We start from the raw sequence: 20,457 nt of genomic DNA, 5'->3' as shown, positions 1-20,457 counted from the left end.
AATGATTAAGCAGAAAAACCGTGCCACAATAGTGACAGCCTCGCGAATAATGGCAGAGGAGGAATCTGAACGATGTACGCTCTGGTGATGTTTGTCTGCTATCTGGACGGCGGTTGCACCGATATCATGGTGGATATTCTGCGTGACGAACAGCAGTGTCTGGTGGCAATGAAAGAACAGAACCTGCGCCACGCCGGCTGCTATCCGGTGGAGGACTTTATTGACGGCTTCTGGCTGCCCGCCAATGAGTATGCCACGTTTTGACAGCATGCCGGGACTGCGCCAATACGCAGTCCCGCTGTTTATCTTTGCCTGACCAGCCGGAAACGCGGCGTCAGAAGTGATAGGTCAGGCTGACCGCCACGATATCATCGTTGCTGAGCTTCAGCTTGTTATCATCGCTCAGCTGGTTAATCTGATAATCCACATAGGCGTACATGTTTTTGTTGAAGTAGTAGGTCGCGCCAACATCAAAATATTTCACCAGATCGGCATCCCCTATTCCTTCTATATCCTTGCCTTTCGACTGCACATAGGCCAGTGACGGACGCAGGCCGTTCTCAAACTGGTACTGCGCCACCAGCTCAATATTCTGTGTCTTGTTGGCAAAGCCCTGCTCACCGTTGACGCTGATTGGCGTCATATTACGAGTTTCAGCATACATCGCCGCCAGATACACCTGGTTGGCGTCATATTTTACCGCCGTCGTCCAGGCGCTGGCCTTGTCGCCCTCACCGATTTTCGCGCGTTTCTGATCGCCGGTACGGTTGGAATCCGAGTAGGCCGCCGCAAAGCCGATGCCGCTGCCGCCGATATCCTGATAGTCCAGCGACAGGCCGTAGCCGTCGCCGTTTTGCCGCCGCAGCTCGCGGCTTTCATTTTTGCCCTGATACTGCAGCGCAATGTTCAGTCCCTCAACCAGGCCAAAGAAATCGCGGTTGCGGTAAGTCGCCAGGCCGGTGGAACGGGCGGTCATAAAGTTATCGGTATAGCTGTAGGAATCACCACCGAACTCCGGCAGCATATCGGTGTAGGATTCCGCGTCGTAAACCACGCCGTAGTTGCGGCCATAGTCAAAAGAGCCGTATTGGCCGAAGCGCAAACCGGCAAAACCCAAGCGGGTTTTAGTACCGTTGCTGGCGTCGCTGCCCTCCGAGTTGTTTGCCTGGACATTGTATTCCCACTGGCCATACCCCGTCAGCCGATCGTTAATTTGCGTTTCACCTTTGAAACCGAAACGCACATAGGTCTTATCGCCGCCGCTTTCATCGTTATGAATAAAGTAGTGCTTGGCGTTGACCCGGCCGTAGAGATCCAGCTTATTCCCGTCTTTATTATAGATTTCTGCCGCATTGGCTAATGAGGACATTGCGCCCAGCGCAAGCGCCGCGCTTAATACACTGCGTTTCATCATTATTTTCCTGTTTATTTAGCTAAACCCTGCCCCTCACGCCCAATTTATACTTTGGGCTGTGATAGCTATCATTTAATATCTTATAAACGCCCCTAATAAGGGGCCATGTGACATTAGCATCATGAATCCTCACTGAAAATAAAAATTTGCGCAAAACAACGTGGATAAAGCATGATTTAATGTAACGTTATGTTAATGAAAGATTTTATTTAACGATATGATTTATAAATACTTTTGCACAATAAGTTATAACCAAAATGGTGCGACGCACCTTTTTGGTGCATAAAAATGAGAGGTGGCGCAATTTATCGGCAAACGCTATCGCAATGAAATTATTAGTGCGTTAATAAAAAACGTTATTTAATTCACATTTCTTGCTTTGCTAATTCAGCGCGGTTCTTTAGCCAAAACTCGCATAATAGGAACCCTGCCGACAACAGACGGAACAAAACAAATCCTGATGGACTATTTTAAGATTAATAAACTCCGGGATGATGGCATACATCACCATCACCAAGTAATATCGGCCTGTTGTTATAAATTTTGTCTATGACAAAAAATCATAAGGCCCGGAACCGGGCCTTATTAATAAGAGAAACTATGCATCCGCACCGGCGGCTAAAATAGCGTACTGCGTTCAACCTCCGTCAGCAGCATACCGGCCCGTAACCCCAGCGCAACCTGCGGATTGGGGAACAAAATCCATTCCTTGGCATGTTGCACCCGATAGGCCTCACCGCTCTGCTCGCTGATCAGCCGGCCCTGCTCCAGCTCGGTAAAGTTGGCTGTATCATCGTTCAGGTGCAGCACAAAGTCCTGCTGGCGCTTAATCAGCGACTGCTCCACGTGGAAAACGCGGATCGCCGGCCCCTGACGCGGCGACGGCGCTTCGCCGCTGACCAGCCCCTGCAACGCACGGTTGATGGCGGCAAACTGCGCCAGATCGTTCTGTCCGAACGGACGCGCCTTGCCTAACTCCAGCGTACAGCTGGCCGCCGCCAGGTGCTCGCTGGTAAAGTGGCTGAAGGTGCCGCCCGGCGCCCGGTGAACCACCAGCGCGTCCAGCTCTGCCGCATCCAGTCGGGCCAGCAGCTGCGGATGATAACTACGCGTCTGGAACGGTAAAATGCCAAAGCGCGGCAGGCGTGATTCGCGGATGGCGGTATGCAGATCGTAATGGAAGCGCTCTGCCGTTTCATGCTGAAAAAAGTTCGTCGCCAGCTGCTCCAGCTGCTGCGCGCGCGCCGTTTCGCCGCTGGCCGGAAAATCACGGTAGCGGCCGCCAAACATGCGGTTCATATCGGCATGCAGATAGCGCCGGTCGGCGCGCATTGCCGCCGGGTTGCCCAGCACCACCAACAAACGCACCGTCAATGCCCGCACGCCGCGTAAAACATCGCCGACCAGTTGGTTAAGCAGCTCAATCGGCGCGGTTTCATTGCCATGAATACCGGCGGAAAGCAGCACCGCCTGTTGGTAGCCCTGTTGCGGACAGATCTCCAGCAGCCCTTCCCCTAACCAGCGCCAGCGCAGCGTCGCCGTCTCCCCCTGCTGCGCCGCAGGCACTTCACCCGCCAAGGTCATGGCCAATAGATCAAACATGCATCCTCCGTCGGTTTAAATATATTTATCTGGCTCACTGCTGGAAGGGATAAATCGACCCTAATCCCATGATGGAAGTCAGCGCATCCAACGCCTCCCGCCCTTCGCGCAGCAGCTGCGGATCGGCCAGGTCGGCGGCCGTCAGGCGGTCGCGGTAATAGCGATCGACCCAGTCATTCAGCGTGGCGAACAGTTGATCGCTCATCATCACCCGCGGATTGACGGCGCGCAGCTCTTCCTCGTTCAGCGCCACCCGCAGCCGCAGACAGGCCGGGCCGCCGCCGTTGCGCATGCTCTCGCGCAGCGCAAACACCTGGATCTGGTCGATCGGCCCTGCGCCGGCCACCATATCATTCAGATAGCTCCACACGCCGGCGTGCTCACGTGACTCTTCCGGCACCACAATCATCATTTTGCCGTCGGGCTTGGTCAGCAGCTGGCTGTTGAACAGGTAGGTTTCCACCGCGTCTGCGACGGAAACCCGCGCCGTCGGCACCTCAATCGCCATCAGTTCGCTGTCGACATCGGCCATTTTGCGGCGCAGCTCGTCCAGCGCCTGTCGCTGATGCAAAAACGCCTGCTGGTGATGGAACAACACCTGCTGATTACTGACCGCAATCACATCGTTATGGAACACGCCCTGATCGATGACCGCCGGGTTCTGTTGAATAAAGACCGTATGCTGCTCATCCAACTGGTGCAGACGGGCAATCGCCTCGCTGGCCTCACGCGTCTGACGCGCCGGGTAGCGTGTCGGCTCACATTCGCCGCCAAACTCCTGCCGGCCATAGACAAACACCTGCACCCCGCGCCGGTGGTAGTCGCTCCCCAGGCGGTTATGGTTAGCCGCGCCCTCATCGCCGAACAGCGCCACCTGCGGCAGCGGATCGTGATGAACAAAATGGCGCGCGTCGCTGAATATCGCCTGCAGCGCGGCGGACGTGGTGTCCGCCTCAATCGCGCGGTGAAACTTATTATTCAGGTTGGCAGGGGTGAAATGTACTTTGCCATCGGCGCTGTCGGCCGACGGTGATACGGTGGCCGCATTGGCGGTCCACATCGACGAGGCTGAACCTACCGCCGACAGCAGACGCGGTGAAGTGCGCTGCGCCTGCGCCAGCACCGCTTCATCGCTGCCGCTGAACCCCAAACGCCGCAGCGTCGGTAAATGCGGACGCTCCTGCGGCGGCAGCACGCCCTGCTGAAAACCGAGATCGGCCAGCGCCTTCATTTTCAGCAGCCCCTGTTTGGCCGCCAGTTTGGGATTGGAAACGCTGTTCTGATGCTGCGTAGATGCCTCATTACCAAACGACAGTCCGGCATAATGGTGACTCAGCCCCACCAATCCGTCGAAATTGACCTCATATCCCGCCATACGGCTCTCCCAGGGCCGGCAATCAGCCGGCCCCTTTCGCGATTAATTAAAGGACACGCCAGGGGACAAACTGGCCGGCATCTGCAAGGTTTCGCTTTCCAACGACGCCATCGGCCAGGCGCAATAGTCCGCCGCGTAGTAAGCGCTGGGGCGATGGTTGCCCGACGCGCCAACCCCGCCGAACGGCGCGGCGCTGGATGCGCCGGTCAACGGTTTATTCCAGTTGACGATACCGGCGCGCGCTTCCAGCAGCAGTTGCTCAAACTGGGCGCGCTGCGGCGAGATCAGTCCCACCGACAGGCCGTAACGCGTCTGATTGGCGATGCGTAGCGCCTGGTCGAAGTCGTCATAGCGAATAATGGTGGTCAGCGGCCCGAAGTACTCCTCGTCCGGCAGAGCCGGCACCTCGCTGACATCGATGATTCCCGGGCTGAGCAGCGCGCTGCCGCTTTCCAGCCGCTGCATGGTCAGCAGCGCCTTGCCGCCGAGCGACAGCAGGTGGTGCTGCGCCGCCAGCATTTTCTCTGCCGCCGGCGAAGAGATCACCCCGCCCATAAACGGCTGCGGTTCGGCGTCCCAGCGGCCGACGCGCAGCGCGGCCGCTACCTGCACCAGACGCTCGATAAAAGCATCGCCCTGCGCGCCGCGTTTCACCAGAATACGCCGTGCGCAGGTGCAACGCTGTCCGGCGGAGATGAACGCCGACTGGATAGCCAGATTAACCGCGGCATCGCAATCGTCGATCTCTTCCACGATCAGCGCGTTATTGCCGCCCATTTCCAGCGCCAGAATCTTCTCCGGTTGCCCCGCCAGCTGGCGATGCAGCTGGTAACCGGTGCCTGCGCTGCCGGTAAATAACAGGCCGTCAATCTGCGGGTTGGCCGCCAGCGCTTCACCGGTTTCCCGCCCGCCCTGCACCAGGTTGATCACCCCGTCCGGCAGCCCGGCCTGCAGCCACAGCTTCAGCGTCACCTCCGCCGTTAACGGCGTCAGCTCGCTGGGCTTGAACACCACGCTGTTACCCGCCAGCAGCGCCGGAACAATATGGCCGTTAGGCAGGTGCCCCGGGAAGTTGTAAGGGCCGAACACCGCCAACACTCCGTGCGGACGGTGACGCAGCGTCGCCGCGCCGTCAGCCATTTCGCTGCGGCTTTCGCCGGTGCGGGCCTGGTAAGCCTGCAAGGAAATGCCCACCTTGCCGATCATCGCCTGTACTTCGGTCAGCGTTTCCCAGCGTGGTTTTCCGGTTTCACGGCTGATGGTTTCCGCCAGCTGCGCCTTATGTTCTTCCAGCAGCGCAGCGAAGCGCTTCACCAGCCGCTCGCGTTCGGCAAACGGCGTGCGCGCCCAGGCAGGAAACGCGCTGCGCGCCGCTTCGCAGGCGGCATCCACGTCGCCGGCATCGGCGCCGTTGGCCTGCCACAACGGTTGATTATCAACCGGGTCGGTTTTACTGAACGCCGCGCCGTGTCCCGGGCGCCAGACGCCATTAATTAACTGTGCCGCATGTGACATTAAACTTTCTCCTGTGTAAAAAGGGCCACCACGCGCACCGGGCTGCCCTGCTCCACGCCGAGCGCCGCAGCGGTGGCGGCGTTCATGTGCAGACGGTCGTCATACAGATCGGCCGCGACCAGCAGCGCACGATAGTATTGATAGTTTTCGTTGGCCACCAGCAGCAGCGGCGCATCGGCGCGCATCGGCTTCTCATCCAGCACCACTTTTACCAGCCGGCTGTGTTTCACCGCGCGGATATCGTCGATTTCCGCTTCCAGCGTCGGGCCGCCGTCGAAGATATCGACATAACCCTGATAGCGCAGGCCTTCGGCCTCCAGTAAACGGCGCGCCGGCACGGTGTGCGGATGCACTTCGCCAATCACCTGCTGCGCATCCTGCGACAAAAAATCAACGTATAGCGGGTGCTTCGGCATCAGCTCGGCGATAAACGCTTTCTGGCCGGTGCCGCTCAGATAGTCCGCCTCGGCGAACTCAATCGAAAAGAAGTGGCTGCCGACGTTTTCCCAAAACGGCGAACGGCCGTCTTCATCGGAAAAACCGCGCATTTCGGCAATCAGTTTGCGCGCGAAGCGCTCGCGGAAAGCGGCGATAAACAAGAAACGCACTTTAGACAATAATTTGCCGTTTTCACCGTGACGGTAGTCCGGATCGAGGAACAGCGTGCAGAGTTCGGAATGGCCGGTGTGGTCATTGCTGAGAAACAGCGTCGGCACCGTTTTGTAGACGCCCAGCGGCTTGGAGGCATGCACCTGTGAGCCAACCCGGAAGCTGTACCACGGCTCCGTCAGTCCCACTGCGACCTCAATGGCGCTGACGCCCACCACCTGCTGGCGCTCGCTGTCTTCCAGCACAAACAGATAGCACTGTTCACCGGGGGGAAGTTCGCCTTGCCAGGTTTTCAGCGCCCGCTCAATGCGTGCCGACAAGGTATCTTCATTTTGCGGCAAAGAGGTGAGGCCAATACCGGATTTACCGGCCAGCGTCAGCAGATCTGACAAATCACGACGCTCAATGGGGCGAATAATCATCATAATGCGAACCTCTACGTCATTCGGCGGCGCCGCTGACGACGCCGCCGAGAAATTAGCTGCAAATACGTGCTACCGCTCGCGCAAAGCGCGCCAGACCTTCGCGTACGTCCGCTTCCGGGATCACCAATGACGGCGTGAAGCGCACCACATTCGGCCCGGCGATCAGCGCGATCACCCCTTCTTCATTGGCATACTGGGTAATTTGTTTAGCTTTGCCGGCATAGTCCGGCTTCAGCACGCAGCCAATCAGCAGGCCGCCGCCGCGGATTTCAGAGAAAATCGGGTACTGCTGATTAATTTTATTCAGCTCCTCGATAAACCACAGATGGCGCTGCTTCACCCCGTTCAGCACTTCCGGCGTATTGATCAGCGAGAACACCGCACCGGCCACCGCCGTCGCCAGCGGGTTACCGCCGTAGGTGGTGCCGTGCGTGCCGACGCCGAGGGTTGTCGCCAGCGCATCGGTGGTCAGCATCGCGCCGATCGGGAAGCCGCCGCCCAGCGCTTTGGCGGTGGTCAGCACATCCGGTACCACGCCGTACTGCGTATAGGCGTACAGATCGCCGGTGCGGCCCATACCGGTTTGCACCTCATCGAAAATCAGCAGCGCGTTGTGGCGATCGCACAGCTCGCGCAGCCCCTGCAGGAATTCACCGTCGGCCGGCAGCACGCCGCCTTCCCCCTGAATCGGCTCGACGATCACCGCGCAGGTGCGGTCGTTAATCATTTCCGCCGCCGCGGCCAGATCGTTATACGGCGTATGGGTGATGCCGCCCGGCAGCGGCGCGAAGTCCTGCGAATACTTCGGCTGCCCGCCGGCGGAAACGGTAAACAGCGTGCGGCCGTGGAAGGCATTGTTGAAGGCCACAATCTGGTTTTTCTCGGCGCCGAACTTATCCAGCGCATATTTGCGCGCCAGCTTCAGCGCCGCTTCGTTAGCTTCCGCGCCGGAGTTACAGAAAAAGACTTTGTCGGCGAAAGTGGCGTCAATCAGCATCTTCGCCAAGCGCAGCACCGGCTCGTTGGTATAACCGTTGCCCAGGTGCCACAGTTTGCCGGCCTGCTCCACCAGCGCCGCCTTCACCACCGGATGCGCATGCCCCAGCGCGTTCACCGCAATACCGCCGGCAAAGTCGATATACTCTTTACCCTGCTGATCCCAGACGCGGGAACCCTCGCCGCGCACCAGAATAAAATCGGCGGGAGCATAAACCGGGATCATCCAGTCGTCGAAAGACTGGCGGGTAACTGCGATTGGCTGTTCCATAGTGACCTCATGACGTAAGCGAAAAACAGATTTTTGAGCCGAAGGGCCGTTTCTGCACGGTAAAGCGATACAACAATACAAAAAACCGCTCGGAATCTGATGGCGCCTGGCGATGATAATGCTCTCTTTCACCGGCGTTTGAGATACAAATCTGTTACATAAAGGCGGTTTTTTACTATATCTGTCGTGTAGCTCAGCCAGCAACGGGCCATTAATGTTAACGGACAGTTAAAATACATGCCGTCTGATAAAGAGTGTAGAGCAGTTATCGTGCCAATAGCTGATTTGGGAGGTATTTCTCATTTTTTTTCGTTAAAACAACGGCTTATATTGCATATGTATGCAAGTTTTATGCATTTGTACTGCATAAATGTAAAAACGCAGCCTGAAAACGCCATAGGCAACGAAATACTATTCATTAGCAAAAAGTTTTGTTTTTTCTGATCGCGCTCGCAAAAAATAAGCGGCCTAACGAATTTCGGCCGCCCGGCCATGCGCCATTACGGTGCAAATGCTCTATTTTGCCCCAGCAATATGGGGGGAAATTCCCTAGGATTCTGGCGACAGCTGGCGGATCAGCTCGCCGAGGGTGCGGATCGCCGCCTCCAGCCGGTCACTCCACTCAAACGAAGCGTTCAGGCGGAAACAGTGGTTGAAATGGTCGCCGGTCGTAAACATACGGCCGGGCGCAATACTGATGCCCTGCGCCAGCGCGCGCTGGTACAGCGCCATCGCCGACAGGCCCGGCGCCAGCTCCAGCCATAAAAAATAGCCGCCGTCCGGCTGGCTGACGTTGACCGTCGGGGGAAAATAATGCGCAATCGCCTGACGCATCGCGCTTTGCCGCTGCGCCAGCAGGCGACGTAAACGCCGCAAATGCGTGTCATAACCGCCGTGCAGCAGGTAATCGGCGATCGCCATCTGCATCGGTACGCTGGCGGATACGGTGCTCATCAGTTGCAGACGCTGGATCTGTGCGGCATGCCGGCCGGCGGCGACCCAGCCGACGCGAAACCCCGGCGCCAGACACTTGGAAAAGGACGAGCAGTGCAGCACCAGTCCGTCCGTGTCCAGCGCCTTGGCCGGCAGCGGCCGTTCAGCGCCGAAATAGAGCTCGCCGTAGACATCATCCTCAATCAGCGCGATCTGCCGCTGCCGCAGCAGAGTCACCAGCCGCTGTTTATTGACCTCCGGCATCGTGGCGCCCTGCGGGTTCTGGAAATGGGTCATCAGCCAGCAGGCCTTGATCGGATACTGCGTCAGCGCCTGCTCCAACGGCTCCAGTTCAATACCGTGCTGCGGATGGGTCGGTATCGCCACCGCTTTCAGCCGCAGCCGCTCCAGCGCCTGTAGCGCGCCGTAAAAAGCCGGCGACTCAATGGCCACATAGTCGCCGGGTTGTGTGACGGCCTGCAGGCTAAGGCTGAGCGACTCCATCGCGCCGGCGGTAATGACAATTTCATCCGGCGCCACCTGCATGCCGCTTAACGCATAGCGCTGCGCAATATTGCGCCGCAGCGCATCATTGCCCGGCGGCAGGTTAACCAGCGAACTGTGCGGCGTGAACTTGCGCGCCACGCTGCTGAGCGCCCGCGCCAGTTTCGGCTGGGTAAACAGCGTCGCATCCGGAAACGCCGAACCGAATGGCACAATCTGCGGATCCTTGCAGGCCTGCAACACGTCGAAAATAAAGGCGTTGATATCCACCTGCTCGCTCAGCAGCAGCTTTTCGCCGTGCGTCGCCTGCGGCAACGGCTGCGGCCGGGCGGCCACGTAATAGCCGGACTGCGGGCGCGCCACGATCCAGCCCTGGCTTTCCAGCAGTTGGTAGGATTGCACCACCGTCATCAGGCTGAGTCCCGCACGCCTGCCGCTTTCCCGCAGAGAAGGCAATTTATCGCCGGCGCGCCACACCCGGTTTTGGATCTGTTCGCGGATTTGCTGCGCCAATTGTTCATATCGTGTCATAAATGCGCCAAAAGAAACTGTTATAGGTAAAAGTAAAATAACTGTCACTATTATAGTCAATGTACTCCGTGTTTAACTGACCACCAAGTTTTCTTTGCTTTCCGGCGATGATTTACGGGTGATTTTTCCGCCGCCAGACGGCCATCCGAACGCGGTTTCTCGCCGGGAGGTCATTGAAAAAAACACGTCTATACTGAAGAGGTCATGTTATGTACAACCCTAGGGGGCGCTATGCTGGGTCTTGATGCACTCGAGCTTGCCAGAATACAGTTCGCCTTCACCGTATCCTTCCATATTTTGTTCCCCGCAATCACCATTGGGCTAGCCAGCTATCTGGCAGTGTTGGAAGGTTTATGGCTGAAGACACAGGACGACACTTATCGGCAGCTCTATCATTTCTGGTCGAAAATTTTTGCCGTCAACTTTGGCATGGGGGTGGTCTCCGGTTTGGTGATGGCCTACCAGTTCGGCACCAACTGGAGCTTTTTCTCCGAATTTGCCGGCAATATCACCGGACCGTTGCTCACCTATGAAGTGCTCACCGCATTCTTCCTTGAGGCCGGTTTCCTGGGGGTCATGCTGTTCGGCTGGAATCGCGTCGGCCCTGGCTTGCACTTCTTCGCCACCTGTATGGTGGCGCTCGGCACGCTGATTTCCACCTTCTGGATCCTGGCGTCGAACAGCTGGATGCAAACGCCGCAGGGCCATGAAATCATCAACGGCCAGGTGGTGCCGGTGGAGTGGCTGAAGGTGATTTTCAACCCGTCATTCCCCTACCGGCTGCTGCATATGTCCACCGCGGCGTTCCTGGCTTCCGCCTTCTTTGTTGGCGCCTCCGCCGCCTGGCACCTGCTGCGCGGACGAGATACGCCGGCAATGCGCACCATGCTGTCGATGGCGATGTGGATGGCGCTGATCGTCGCCCCTATTCAGGCGTTTATCGGCGATGCGCACGGTCTGAATACCCTTAAACACCAGCCGGCCAAAATCGCCGCCATCGAGGGACACTGGGAGAACGTCGCCGGTGAAGCCACGCCGCTGATCCTGTTCGGCTGGCCGGATATGGAGCGGGAAGAGACGCGCTTTAAGCTGGAAATTCCCTACCTCGGCAGCCTGATCCTGACCCATAGCCTGACGGAGCAAATCCCGGCGCTGAAGTCCTTCCCGCCGGAAGATCGCCCCAATTCCACCATCGTATTCTGGAGTTTCCGCGTCATGGTGGCCATGGGCCTGCTGATGATTCTGGCCGGCGTCTGGAGCCTGTGGCTGCGCTGGCGCGGCGGCCTGTACCACTCGAAGCCCTTCCTCTACTTCGTGCTGTGGATGGGGCCTTCGGGGCTGATCGCCCTGCTGGCGGGCTGGTTCACCACCGAAATAGGCCGTCAGCCGTGGGTGGTCTATGGCCTGCTGCGCACCAAGGACGCGGTTTCCGCCCACGGGGAACTGCATATGAGCATCAGCCTGCTGGCGTTTATCGTGGTGTACTGCTCGGTGTTCGGCGTCGGCTACGCCTATATGATGCGGCTAATCCGCAAAGGGCCGCAGCCGCATGAAGGCGAGCAGCCGGACGACACCGAAGGCCGGCCGGCGCGTCCGCTTTCCGCGGTCAAAGAGCATCTGGACGACAGGAGTTGAACATGGGTATCGATCTTCCGCTTATCTGGTTTTTGATTATCGTGTTCAGCACCATGATGTACGTGGTGATGGACGGTTTCGATCTGGGCATCGGCATCCTGTTTCCATGGGTCAAAGACAGCAGAGACCGCGACGTGATGATGAACACCGTCGCACCGGTCTGGGACGGCAACGAAACCTGGCTGGTGCTGGGGGGCGCCGCGCTGTACGGCGCCTTCCCGCTGGCCTATTCGGTGATCCTCGACGCGCTGGCCATTCCACTGACGCTGATGCTGATCGGCCTGATTTTCCGCGGTGTGGCGTTTGAATTCCGCTTCAAGGCCACCGCCGACAAGCGTCATATCTGGGATAAGGCCTTTATTGGCGGCTCGCTGCTCGCCACCTTCTGTCAGGGTATCGTGGTCGGCGCCATTCTGAACGGCTTCCCGGTTGAGAACCGCGCCTATGCCGGCGGCCCGCTCGACTGGCTGACGCCGTTCGCGCTGTTCTGCGGCCTGGGACTGGTGGCGGCTTACGCCCTGCTCGGCTGTACCTGGCTGGTGATGAGAACCGCCGGCGAACTGCAGGCGCGTATGTACCGCCTGGCGACGCCGCTGCTGCTGGCCCTGCTGGTGATTCTGGCGCTGGTAAGCATCTGGACACCGCTGGCGCATCCGGAAATCGCCGACCGCTGGTTCAGCCTGCCGAACCTGTTCTGGCTGCTGCCGGTGCCGATTCTGGTGCTGCTGAGCGCCTGGGGCATCTGGCGCGGGGTGAATCACGACGCGCACTACTCGCCGTTTCTGCTGACGCTGTTGCTGGTGTTCCTTGGCCTGAGCGGGCTGGGCATCAGCATCTGGCCGCTGCTGATCCCGCCGTCCATCAGCCTGTGGGAAGCGGCATCGCCGATGCAGAGCCAGGGCTTTATGCTGGTAGGCGCGCTGTTCATCATCCCGATTATTCTGGTCTACACCTTCTGGAGCTACTACGTATTCCGCGGCAAGGTGAGCCATGAGCAGGGTTACCACTGATGAAGGAGGCGACGATGAAAGAGAAAGACGCCGCCCCTTGGTGGAAACGCGTCGGCTGGCTGGTGATCATCTGGAGCGCCAGCGTGCTGGGGCTGTTTGTGGTGGCGACGATTTTCCGCATGCTGATGACCGCAGCGGGGATGAAGTCGCACTGACCCCCGCCATCATCTCCCGCGCCGCCGGCACTATTTACCGGCGGCGCCGTTCGGAAAGTAAAACGACACCACCAGCGTCACCAACGGCAATGCGCCGATTTTCAGCAGTTCGAACATCTGCCGCAGCGGCTGGTTGTCATCCCAGTAGGCATGGGCGGCAAATACGCCGGCGCTAATCACAAACAGACCGCTCAATACTTGCCTAGCCAGGCGCAACCGCTCCATTTCGTCAAATGTCGCCGTGGCGTCAAGGTACAGCGCGCCGACGTCCACCAGCTTCTCCCGCCGTTGCGCACACATTAAAACAGCCCCTGCACCTTGCCGATCACTTCCAGTTCACCGCCGTCGGTGTCGCGCACCACGGCAAGCGTGGTGCCGTCCTGCCTTAACCAATGATGGTCGGCAAGCGCCAGTAACGAAAAGGCTTTCACAATCACCTCGGTTTTGGCTAATCCATGACGTGCGGCCATGGCGTTTAAACTGTCATCAATCTCATTGGAAACCAGTAACGGCAAACGACGCATATTCCACCTCCTGTGGCCTTGGCTAAGGTGGGAAGACTGTAACGCCATTGACGTCGCTGTTCAATTAGTGAACTGCGTAACGCTTCGCAGAAGCGACAGGTTTTTCTCGGAAAATCATCGGGAAACAGCAAAGGGAAAAAAATCCGCGCTGGCAGACAGCGCGGATGGCAGGATTAACGACGGCTGCGCACCAACTGATAACGGCGGGTCAGATACTCGACCGGCGCGCTCCAGATATGCACCAGACGGCAGAACGGGAACAGCACGAACAGCGTCATCCCCAGCACCATATGCAGGCGGAAGATCAGCGCCACGCCGTCAAGGTGCTGCGACGCGCCGCCCTGGAAGGTCACCACCGCCTGCGCCCAGCCCACCAGCTTCATCATCTCGCTGCCGTCCATATGCTGGGCGGAGAACGGAATGGTCAGCAGCCCCAGACAGACCTGCACCACCAGCAGCGTCAGGATCAGAATATCGGCGACGCTGCTGGTTGCCCGCACCCGCGGGTTGGTCAGACGCCGCTTCAGCAGCAGCGCGCCGCCCACCAACGTCATCAGGCCGCAGATGCCGCCGGCGATCATCGCCAGCTTCTGCTTCACGTCGATCGGCAAAAATGCCTGATACATCCAGTGCGGCGTCAACATGCCGAACAGGTGGCCGAAGAAAATTCCCAGGATGCCGATGTGAAACAGGTTGGAGGCCAGCCGCATCCCCTTTTTATCCAGCATCTGGCTGGAGCCGGCGCGCCAGCTGTACTGGCCGTAATCGTAGCGCAGCCAACTGCCGACCAGAAAAATCGTCCCCGCCAGATACGGATAAATATCGAAGAAAAACTGATTGAGAAATTGCATGATTAGCGTCCTTTGGTTCCGGTTAACGCATCCGACAGATCGAGATACTGCGGCGCCACCGCACCGGCGAAGCGCCGCTGGTGTGCGGTTTGCTGCGCGGAAGCGCAGCCCTGCGGTTCGCCGAGAAACTTAATCTGTTCCTCTTCCCATACCGCATCCAACGCCTGCGGCGTATCATCGCGCGCCTCTGCGGCCACCTGCTGCTGCAGCGCCTGCGCCTGAATATCGCTGCCGGACAGCGCCAGCAGAATGTCGAACAGCACGCCGTATGCGCTGCTGCGCTGATGCAGGCGTGCGCCCAGCAGCGCCAGAATCGGCGCGATGTCCTGCAACCCCTCGCGCGCCGCCTCATGGCTGCGGCTGGCGAGATACTCCAGATACAGCGGCAGAAAATCCGGCAGTTCGCGGCTGTCGATCTGCAACCCGTCGGCGCGATACTGCGCCATCAGGTCGACCATCGCCTGCCCGCGGTCGCGCGATTCGCCGTGCACATGCTCAAACAGCAGCAGCGAGGTGGCGCGGCCGCGGTCAAACAGCTCGCAATAGTCGGCCTGCGTGTCCAGCAGCGGGCGGGCGCACAACTCGCGGATAAACTGCATCAGCAGCGCGCTGTAGTGCAGATCCAGCTCGCAGGCCGGCTCCAGCGCCGCCAGCAGCTCATCCTGATGATCCCACAACGCCTGATCGGGATAGTCCAGCAGGCGGGCGATAATCCGTAATGTCATCATGAGGCATCCTCCGGACGCGCAGTTTTCTGCGACACGTCAATCGCATCGATACGGCGGCTGTTGAACAGGTTGAACTTACCGTCGCTGCCGTGGCAGCCGTCGCCGAAGCTGAAGCCGCAGCCTTTGCTTTCCGGGAAGGCCTCGCGCGCCAGCTCACGATGGCTGGACGGCACCACAAAGCGGTCTTCGTAGTTGGCGATCGCCAGATAGCGGTACATTTCCTGCGCCTGCGCTTCGCTCAGGCCCACCTGTTCCAGCGCGCTGGTGTCCACCACGCCGTCCACGCTTTCGGCGCGCTTGTAGTGGCGCATCGCCAGCATACGCTTCAGCGCCAGCAGCACCGGCGCGGTATCGCCGGCGGTCAGCAGGTTCGCCAGGTACTGCACCGGGATACGCAGGCTGTCGACGTCCGGCAGTACGCCGTTGTGCGCCAGCTCGCCGGCATCCGCCGCCGACTGAATCGGCGATAACGGCGGCACGTACCACACCATCGGTAAGGTGCGGTATTCCGGGTGCAGCGGCAGCGCCAGCTTCCAGTCCATCGCCATTTTGTACACCGGCGACTGCTGCGCGGCGTCGATCACGCTCTGCGGCACGCCGTCCGCCAGCGCCTGGGCAATCACCGCCGGATCGTGCGGGTCGAGGAATATATCCAGCTGGCTCTGATACAGATCCTGCTCATTTTCCGTCGCCGCCGCCTGTTCGATACGGTCGGCGTCATACAGCAGCACGCCCAGGTAGCGGATACGCCCGACGCAGGTTTCCGAACAGACGGTCGGCTGGCCGGCCTCGATGCGCGGGTAGCAGAAAATACATTTCTCCGACTTGCCGCTTTTCCAGTTAAAGTAGATTTTCTTGTACGGGCAGCCGGTCAGACACATGCGCCAGCCGCGGCACTTGTCCTGGTCAATCAGCACAATGCCGTCTTCGCCGCGCTTATAGATAGCACCGCTCGGGCAGGTCGCCACGCACGCCGGATTCAGACAGTGCTCGCACAGGCGCGGCAGATACATCATGAAGGTGTTTTCAAACTGGCCGTACATCGCCTTTTGCATATTGGCGAAGTTTTTATCCTGCGAGCGCTTTTCAAACTCGCCGCCGAGGATCTCTTCCCAGTTCGGGCCGTTCTCGATCTTCTTCATGCGCTGGCCGGTGATCAACGAGCGCGGCCGGGCGATCGGCTGCTGCTTGCCCTGCGGCGCGGTATGCAGATGCTGGTAGTCGTAATCAAACGGTTCGTAGTAATCATCCAGCGCCGGCACGTGCGGGTTGGCGAAAATCTTCGACAGCACGCCGACGCGGCTGCCCATGCGCGGCTCCAGTTTGCCGTTGATTTTGCGGATCCAGCCGCCTTTCCATTTGTCCTGATCTTCCCAGGCGTGCGGATAGCCGACGCCCGGCTTACTTTCCACGTTGTTGAACCACGCGTATTCCATACCTTCGCGGCTGGTCCAGACGTTCTTACAGGTGACCGAACAGGTATGACAACCGATGCATTTGTCCAGATTCAGCACCATGCCGACTTGCGAACGAATTTTCATTTGGCTTTCTCCTGCTGGCTGCCCTGGGTGTCGTCGTTACCTTCGCCATCCAACCAATCGATACGGTTCATCTTGCGCACTACCACAAACTCATCGCGGTTGGAGCCGACGGTGCCGTAGTAGTTAAAGCCATAGCTCAGCTGCGCATAGCCGCCGATCATATGCGTCGGTTTCGGGCAGACGCGGGTGACCGAGTTGTGGATACCGCCGCGCTGGCTGGTGATCTCTGACCCCGGAATATTAACGATGCGCTCCTGCGCGTGGTACATCATGGTCATACCGGCCGGAATGCGCTGGCTGACCACCGCACGGGCGGTCAGCGCGCCGTTGGCGTTGAACGCCTCAATCCAGTCGTTATCGGCAATGCCCAGATCGGCGGCGTCCTCCTCGCTCATCCAGACGATCGGCCCGCCGCGCGACAGCGTCAGCATCAGCAGGTTGTCGCTGTAGGTGGAGTGGATACCCCATTTCTGGTGCGGCGTCAGGAAATTCAGCGCCTTCTCTTTATTGCCGTTCGGCTGCCGGTTAAGCAGCGGCTGCGCGGCGCGGGTGTCGATCGGCGGACGGTAGACCAACAGGCTCTCGCCAAAGGCGCGCATCCACTCGTGATCCTGATAAAGCTGCTGACGGCCGCTGAGGGTGCGCCACGGGATCAGCTCATGCACGTTGGTGTAGCAGGCGTTGTAGGAGACGTGCTCGTCTTCCAGACCGGACCAGGTCGGGCTGGAGATAATCTTGCGCGGCTGGGCCTGAATATCACGGAAGCGAATCTTTTCATCTTCCTTGTTCAGCGCCAGATGCGTGTGATCCCGGCCGGTGACGTTGCTGAGCGCCTGCCAGGCTTTTACCGCCACCTGGCCGTTGGTCTCCGGCGCCAGCGACAAAATCACTTCCGCCGCGTCAATCGCACTATCGATCTTCGGCCGGCCGGCCGCCGGGCCGTCGGTCTTCACGTAGTTCAGCTGTTTCAGGAAATCGATCTCCGTCTGGGTGTTCCAGCTGATGCCCTTACCGCCGTTGCCGAGCTTGTCCAGCAGCGGGCCTAGCGAGGTAAAGCGCTCATAGGTAGCCGGATAGTCACGCTCAACCACCATGATGTGCGGCGCGGTTTTGCCCGGAATAAGGTCGCATTCGCCTTTTTTCCAGTCCTGTACGCCCAGCGGCTGCGCCAGCTCGGCGGCGGAGTCATGCTGGATCGGCAGCGTCACCACGTCGGTTTCCTGCCCCAGGTGGCCGACGCACACCTCAGAGAAGGCCTTGGCGATGCCCTTGTAAATTTCCCAGTCGCTCTTCGACTCCCAGGCCGGATCGACCGCCGCCGACAGCGGATGAATAAACGGATGCATATCCGAGGTATTCATGTCGTCTTTTTCATACCAGGTGGCGGTCGGCAGCACGATATCGGAATAGAGGCAGGTGCTGGACATGCGGAAATCGAGCGTCACCACCAGATCCAGCTTGCCTTCGCCGCCCTGATCCTGCCACTCCACGTCCTGCGCTTTAACGCCGCCCTGCTGTCCCAAATCCTTGCCCTGAATACCGTTTTCCGTCCCCAGCAGGTACTTCAGCAGGTATTCATGGCCTTTACCGGAGGATCCCAGCAGATTGGAGCGCCAGACGAACAGGTTGCGCGGGAAGTTCTGCGGGTTGTCCGGTTGCTCGGCGGCAAAACGCAGCGCCCCCTGCTTCAGGCTGTCGACGGTGTAATCCAACGGCGATTGTCCGGCCGCGGCCGCCTGCGCCGCAATCCGCAACGGGTTGGTGTTCAACTGTGGCGCGGACGGCAACCAGCCCATACGTTCGGCGCGCACGTTGAGATCGATCAGGCTGCCGCTGAAGCGGGATTTATCCGCCAGCGGCGACAGCAGTTCCTCGGTAGCGACGGTTTCATAACGCCACTGGCTGGAGTGGTTGTAGAAGAATGAGGTGCCGTTCATCTGGCGCGGCGGTCGCTGCCAGTCGAGGCCGAAGGCCAGCGGCAGCCAGCCGGTCTGCGGCCGCAGCTTCTCCTGGCCGACGTAGTGCGCCCAGCCGCCGCCGCTCTGGCCGACGCAGCCGCAGAAGATCAGCATATTGATCAGACCGCGGTAGTTCATATCCATGTGATACCAGTGGTTCATACCGGCACCGACGATGATCATGGAACGACCGTGGGTTTTCTCGGCGTTCTCGGCAAATTCGCGCGCGATGCGGATGATGTGATGGCGGGAAACGCCGGTAATCTGCTCCGCCCACGCAGGGGAATAGGCCTTGATGTCGTCATAGCCGGCGGCGCAGTTGGCGTCGTCCAGCCCGCGATCGAGGCCGTAGTTCGCCAGCGTCAGATCGTAGACGCTGGCCACCAGCGCCTCGCTGCCGTCCGCCAGCTGCAGACGTTTCACCGGCAGCTTATGGCGCAGCACCTGCTCCAGCGCCACGCTGTTGAAGTGTTCGCTTTCCGCGCCGCCAAAATACGGGAAACCGACCTCGGCCACCTCATCGTGTGACCCCAGCAGGCTCAGCTGCAGCTCAACCTCCTGCTGCGCCTGGCCGGCGCGCTGCTCCAGGTTCCATTTACCCTGCTCGCCCCAGCGGAAACCGATCGCCCCCTGCGGCGCCACCAGTTGGCCGCTCTTTTCATCCAGCGCGACGGTTTTCCACTGCGGATTGTTGTCCTGCCCCAGCGCGTCCACCAGATCGCTGGCGCGCAGCATGCGGCCGGCGGCGTAATAACCCTCGTCGCGCGGCTCCAGCAGCACCAGCATCGGCATATCGGTATAGCGGCGTACGTAATCGCGGAAATAGCCGACCTGACGATCCAGATGAAACTCTTTCAGCATCACATGGCCCATCGCAAGCGCCATGGCGCTGTCGGTGCCCTGCTTCGGATTCAGCCACTGGTCGCAGAGTTTCGCCACTTCGGCGTAATCCGGCGTCACCGCCACGGTTTTGGTGCCCTTGTAGCGCACCTCGGTAAAGAAGTGGGCGTCCGGCGTGCGGGTCTGCGGCACGTTGGAACCCCAGGCGATAATGTAGGAGGAGTTATACCAGTCGGCGGATTCCGGCACGTCGGTCTGCTCACCCCAGGTCATCGGCGACGCGGGAGGTAAATCGCAGTACCAGTCGTAGAAGCTCAGACAGGTGCCGCCGATCAGCGACAGGTAACGCGCGCCGGACGCGTAGGACACCATCGACATCGCCGGGATCGGCGAAAAACCGATAATACGGTCTGGGCCGAAGGTTTTTGCGGTATAGACGTTGGAGGCGGCAATCAGTTCGTTCACCTCCTGCCAGCTGGAACGCACAAAGCCGCCGCGGCCGCGGGCGATTTTATAGCTCTTGGCCTTGTCCGGATCGCTGACGATAGCGCCCCAGGCCTCGACCGGATCGCTGTGCTGCGCCTTGGCTTCACGCCACAGTTTCAGCAGGCGTTTGCGCATCAGCGGATATTTCAGGCGGTTGGCGCTGTACAGATACCAGGAGTAGCTGGCGCCGCGCGGGCAGCCGCGCGGTTCGTGGTTCGGCAAGTCGGGGCGGGTGCGCGGATAGTCGGTCTGCTGGGTTTCCCAGGTGACCAGGCCATTTTTCACGTAGATCTTCCAGCTGCACGAACCGGTGCAGTTGACGCCGTGGGTCGAACGCACGATTTTGTCGTGCTGCCAGCGGCTGCGGTAGCCGTCTTCCCAATCTCGGTTGCTGTCAAGCGTCTGGCCATGTTCGCCAGAGAACGGTTCCGCCAGCTGTTTAAAATAGCGGAACCGGTCTAAAAATTTGCTCATCCGGAGTTCTCCTGAAGGCTCTTATCGTTATTTTCCCTCACTGCCCGGCGCCTGCGCCGGGGTTCGGGTCTGGGGTCATC

The 20,457-nt window shown here is 59.5% G+C and carries 17 protein-coding genes; 4 read left to right on the top strand and 13 right to left on the bottom strand.

Annotated features, from left to right (window positions below; genetic code table 11):
* Positions 1-72 precede the first annotated feature (72 nt).
* Entirely contained in the window at positions 73-264 is a 192-nt protein-coding gene (locus HF675_RS10070) for a YebW family protein (RefSeq protein ID WP_105231511.1), read from the top strand.
* A gap of 70 nt (positions 265-334) precedes the next feature.
* Here HF675_RS10070 and HF675_RS10065 read toward each other — a convergent pair whose 3' ends face one another.
* The 7 genes from HF675_RS10065 to HF675_RS10035 all read right to left on the bottom strand — a co-directional run bounded on the left by HF675_RS10065 (position 335) and on the right by HF675_RS10035 (position 10,175).
* Positions 335-1,414: a porin gene (locus tag HF675_RS10065; RefSeq protein WP_105231512.1), complete on the bottom strand. Its 1,080-nt coding sequence runs from the start codon at positions 1,412-1,414 to the stop codon at positions 335-337.
* 618 nt (positions 1,415-2,032) lie between these two features.
* Positions 2,033-3,016 (bottom strand): succinylglutamate desuccinylase, encoded by a 984-nt coding sequence (gene astE, locus HF675_RS10060; RefSeq protein ID WP_187044537.1) that lies wholly within the window; start codon positions 3,014-3,016, stop codon positions 2,033-2,035.
* A gap of 34 nt (positions 3,017-3,050) precedes the next feature.
* Positions 3,051-4,391 carry an N-succinylarginine dihydrolase gene (gene astB, locus HF675_RS10055; RefSeq protein WP_187044536.1) on the bottom strand — a complete coding sequence of 447 codons (1,341 nt, stop codon included), beginning with the start codon at positions 4,389-4,391 and terminating at the stop codon, positions 3,051-3,053.
* Positions 4,392-4,433: 42 nt separating this feature from the next.
* Positions 4,434-5,906 carry a succinylglutamate-semialdehyde dehydrogenase gene (astD, locus tag HF675_RS10050; protein ID WP_105231515.1) on the bottom strand — a complete coding sequence of 491 codons (1,473 nt, stop codon included), beginning with the start codon at positions 5,904-5,906 and terminating at the stop codon, positions 4,434-4,436.
* A complete protein-coding gene (astA, locus tag HF675_RS10045) occupies positions 5,906-6,940 on the bottom strand; it encodes an arginine N-succinyltransferase (RefSeq protein WP_187044535.1) in 1,035 nt (344 codons plus the stop codon). The genes astD and astA overlap by 1 nt, the downstream gene beginning before the upstream one ends.
* Before the next feature lie 52 nt (positions 6,941-6,992).
* A complete protein-coding gene (locus HF675_RS10040; protein WP_105231516.1) occupies positions 6,993-8,207 on the bottom strand; it encodes an aspartate aminotransferase family protein in 1,215 nt (404 codons plus the stop codon).
* A gap of 549 nt (positions 8,208-8,756) precedes the next feature.
* Positions 8,757-10,175 (bottom strand): PLP-dependent aminotransferase family protein, encoded by a 1,419-nt coding sequence (locus HF675_RS10035; protein WP_187044534.1) that lies wholly within the window; start codon positions 10,173-10,175, stop codon positions 8,757-8,759.
* Between the two features lie 231 nt (positions 10,176-10,406).
* Between HF675_RS10035 and HF675_RS10030 the strand changes: the two genes are divergently transcribed.
* Genes HF675_RS10030 through HF675_RS10020 form a run of 3 tightly spaced genes read left to right on the top strand, consistent with a single transcriptional unit; the run spans position 10,407 to position 12,975 of the window.
* The gene (locus HF675_RS10030) at positions 10,407-11,810 is read left to right on the top strand and encodes a cytochrome ubiquinol oxidase subunit I (RefSeq protein ID WP_105231518.1); all 1,404 of its coding nucleotides are present in this window, start codon (positions 10,407-10,409) and stop codon (positions 11,808-11,810) included.
* 2 nt (positions 11,811-11,812) lie between these two features.
* A complete protein-coding gene (gene cydB / locus HF675_RS10025) occupies positions 11,813-12,820 on the top strand; it encodes a cytochrome d ubiquinol oxidase subunit II (protein WP_105231519.1) in 1,008 nt (335 codons plus the stop codon).
* On the top strand, positions 12,820-12,975 hold the full coding sequence (locus tag HF675_RS10020) for a DUF2474 domain-containing protein (protein WP_370446954.1): 156 nt from the start codon (positions 12,820-12,822) through the stop codon (positions 12,973-12,975). Before cydB ends, HF675_RS10020 begins: the two co-directional genes overlap by 1 nt.
* 30 nt (positions 12,976-13,005) lie before the next feature.
* On the opposite strand, the gene HF675_RS10015 is transcribed toward HF675_RS10020, so the two are convergent.
* From HF675_RS10015 to HF675_RS09990, 6 genes are all read right to left on the bottom strand, one after another.
* Positions 13,006-13,275 (bottom strand): hypothetical protein, encoded by a 270-nt coding sequence (locus tag HF675_RS10015; protein ID WP_105231521.1) that lies wholly within the window; start codon positions 13,273-13,275, stop codon positions 13,006-13,008.
* Positions 13,275-13,499: a hypothetical protein gene (locus tag HF675_RS10010; protein ID WP_105231522.1), complete on the bottom strand. Its 225-nt coding sequence runs from the start codon at positions 13,497-13,499 to the stop codon at positions 13,275-13,277. Before HF675_RS10010 ends, HF675_RS10015 begins: the two co-directional genes overlap by 1 nt.
* Positions 13,500-13,672: 173 nt before the next feature.
* Entirely contained in the window at positions 13,673-14,350 is a 678-nt protein-coding gene (narI, locus tag HF675_RS10005; protein WP_105231523.1) for a respiratory nitrate reductase subunit gamma, read from the bottom strand.
* A gap of 2 nt (positions 14,351-14,352) precedes the next feature.
* Positions 14,353-15,078 (bottom strand): nitrate reductase molybdenum cofactor assembly chaperone, encoded by a 726-nt coding sequence (narJ, locus tag HF675_RS10000; protein WP_187044533.1) that lies wholly within the window; start codon positions 15,076-15,078, stop codon positions 14,353-14,355.
* Positions 15,075-16,619: a nitrate reductase subunit beta gene (narH, locus tag HF675_RS09995; protein WP_105231525.1), complete on the bottom strand. Its 1,545-nt coding sequence runs from the start codon at positions 16,617-16,619 to the stop codon at positions 15,075-15,077. Before narH ends, narJ begins: the two co-directional genes overlap by 4 nt.
* Positions 16,616-20,377: a nitrate reductase subunit alpha gene (locus tag HF675_RS09990; protein ID WP_187044532.1), complete on the bottom strand. Its 3,762-nt coding sequence runs from the start codon at positions 20,375-20,377 to the stop codon at positions 16,616-16,618. The genes narH and HF675_RS09990 overlap by 4 nt, the downstream gene beginning before the upstream one ends.
* Positions 20,378-20,457: the final 80 nt, after the last annotated feature.

The sequence above is a fragment of the Serratia sp. JUb9 genome (assembly GCF_014298095.1).
GTDB classification, from domain to species: domain Bacteria; phylum Pseudomonadota; class Gammaproteobacteria; order Enterobacterales; family Enterobacteriaceae; genus Serratia_B; species Serratia_B rhizosphaerae.
The sequence above is the reverse complement of the archived record's forward strand: the minus strand, read 5'-3'. Positions and strand labels throughout refer to the sequence as shown.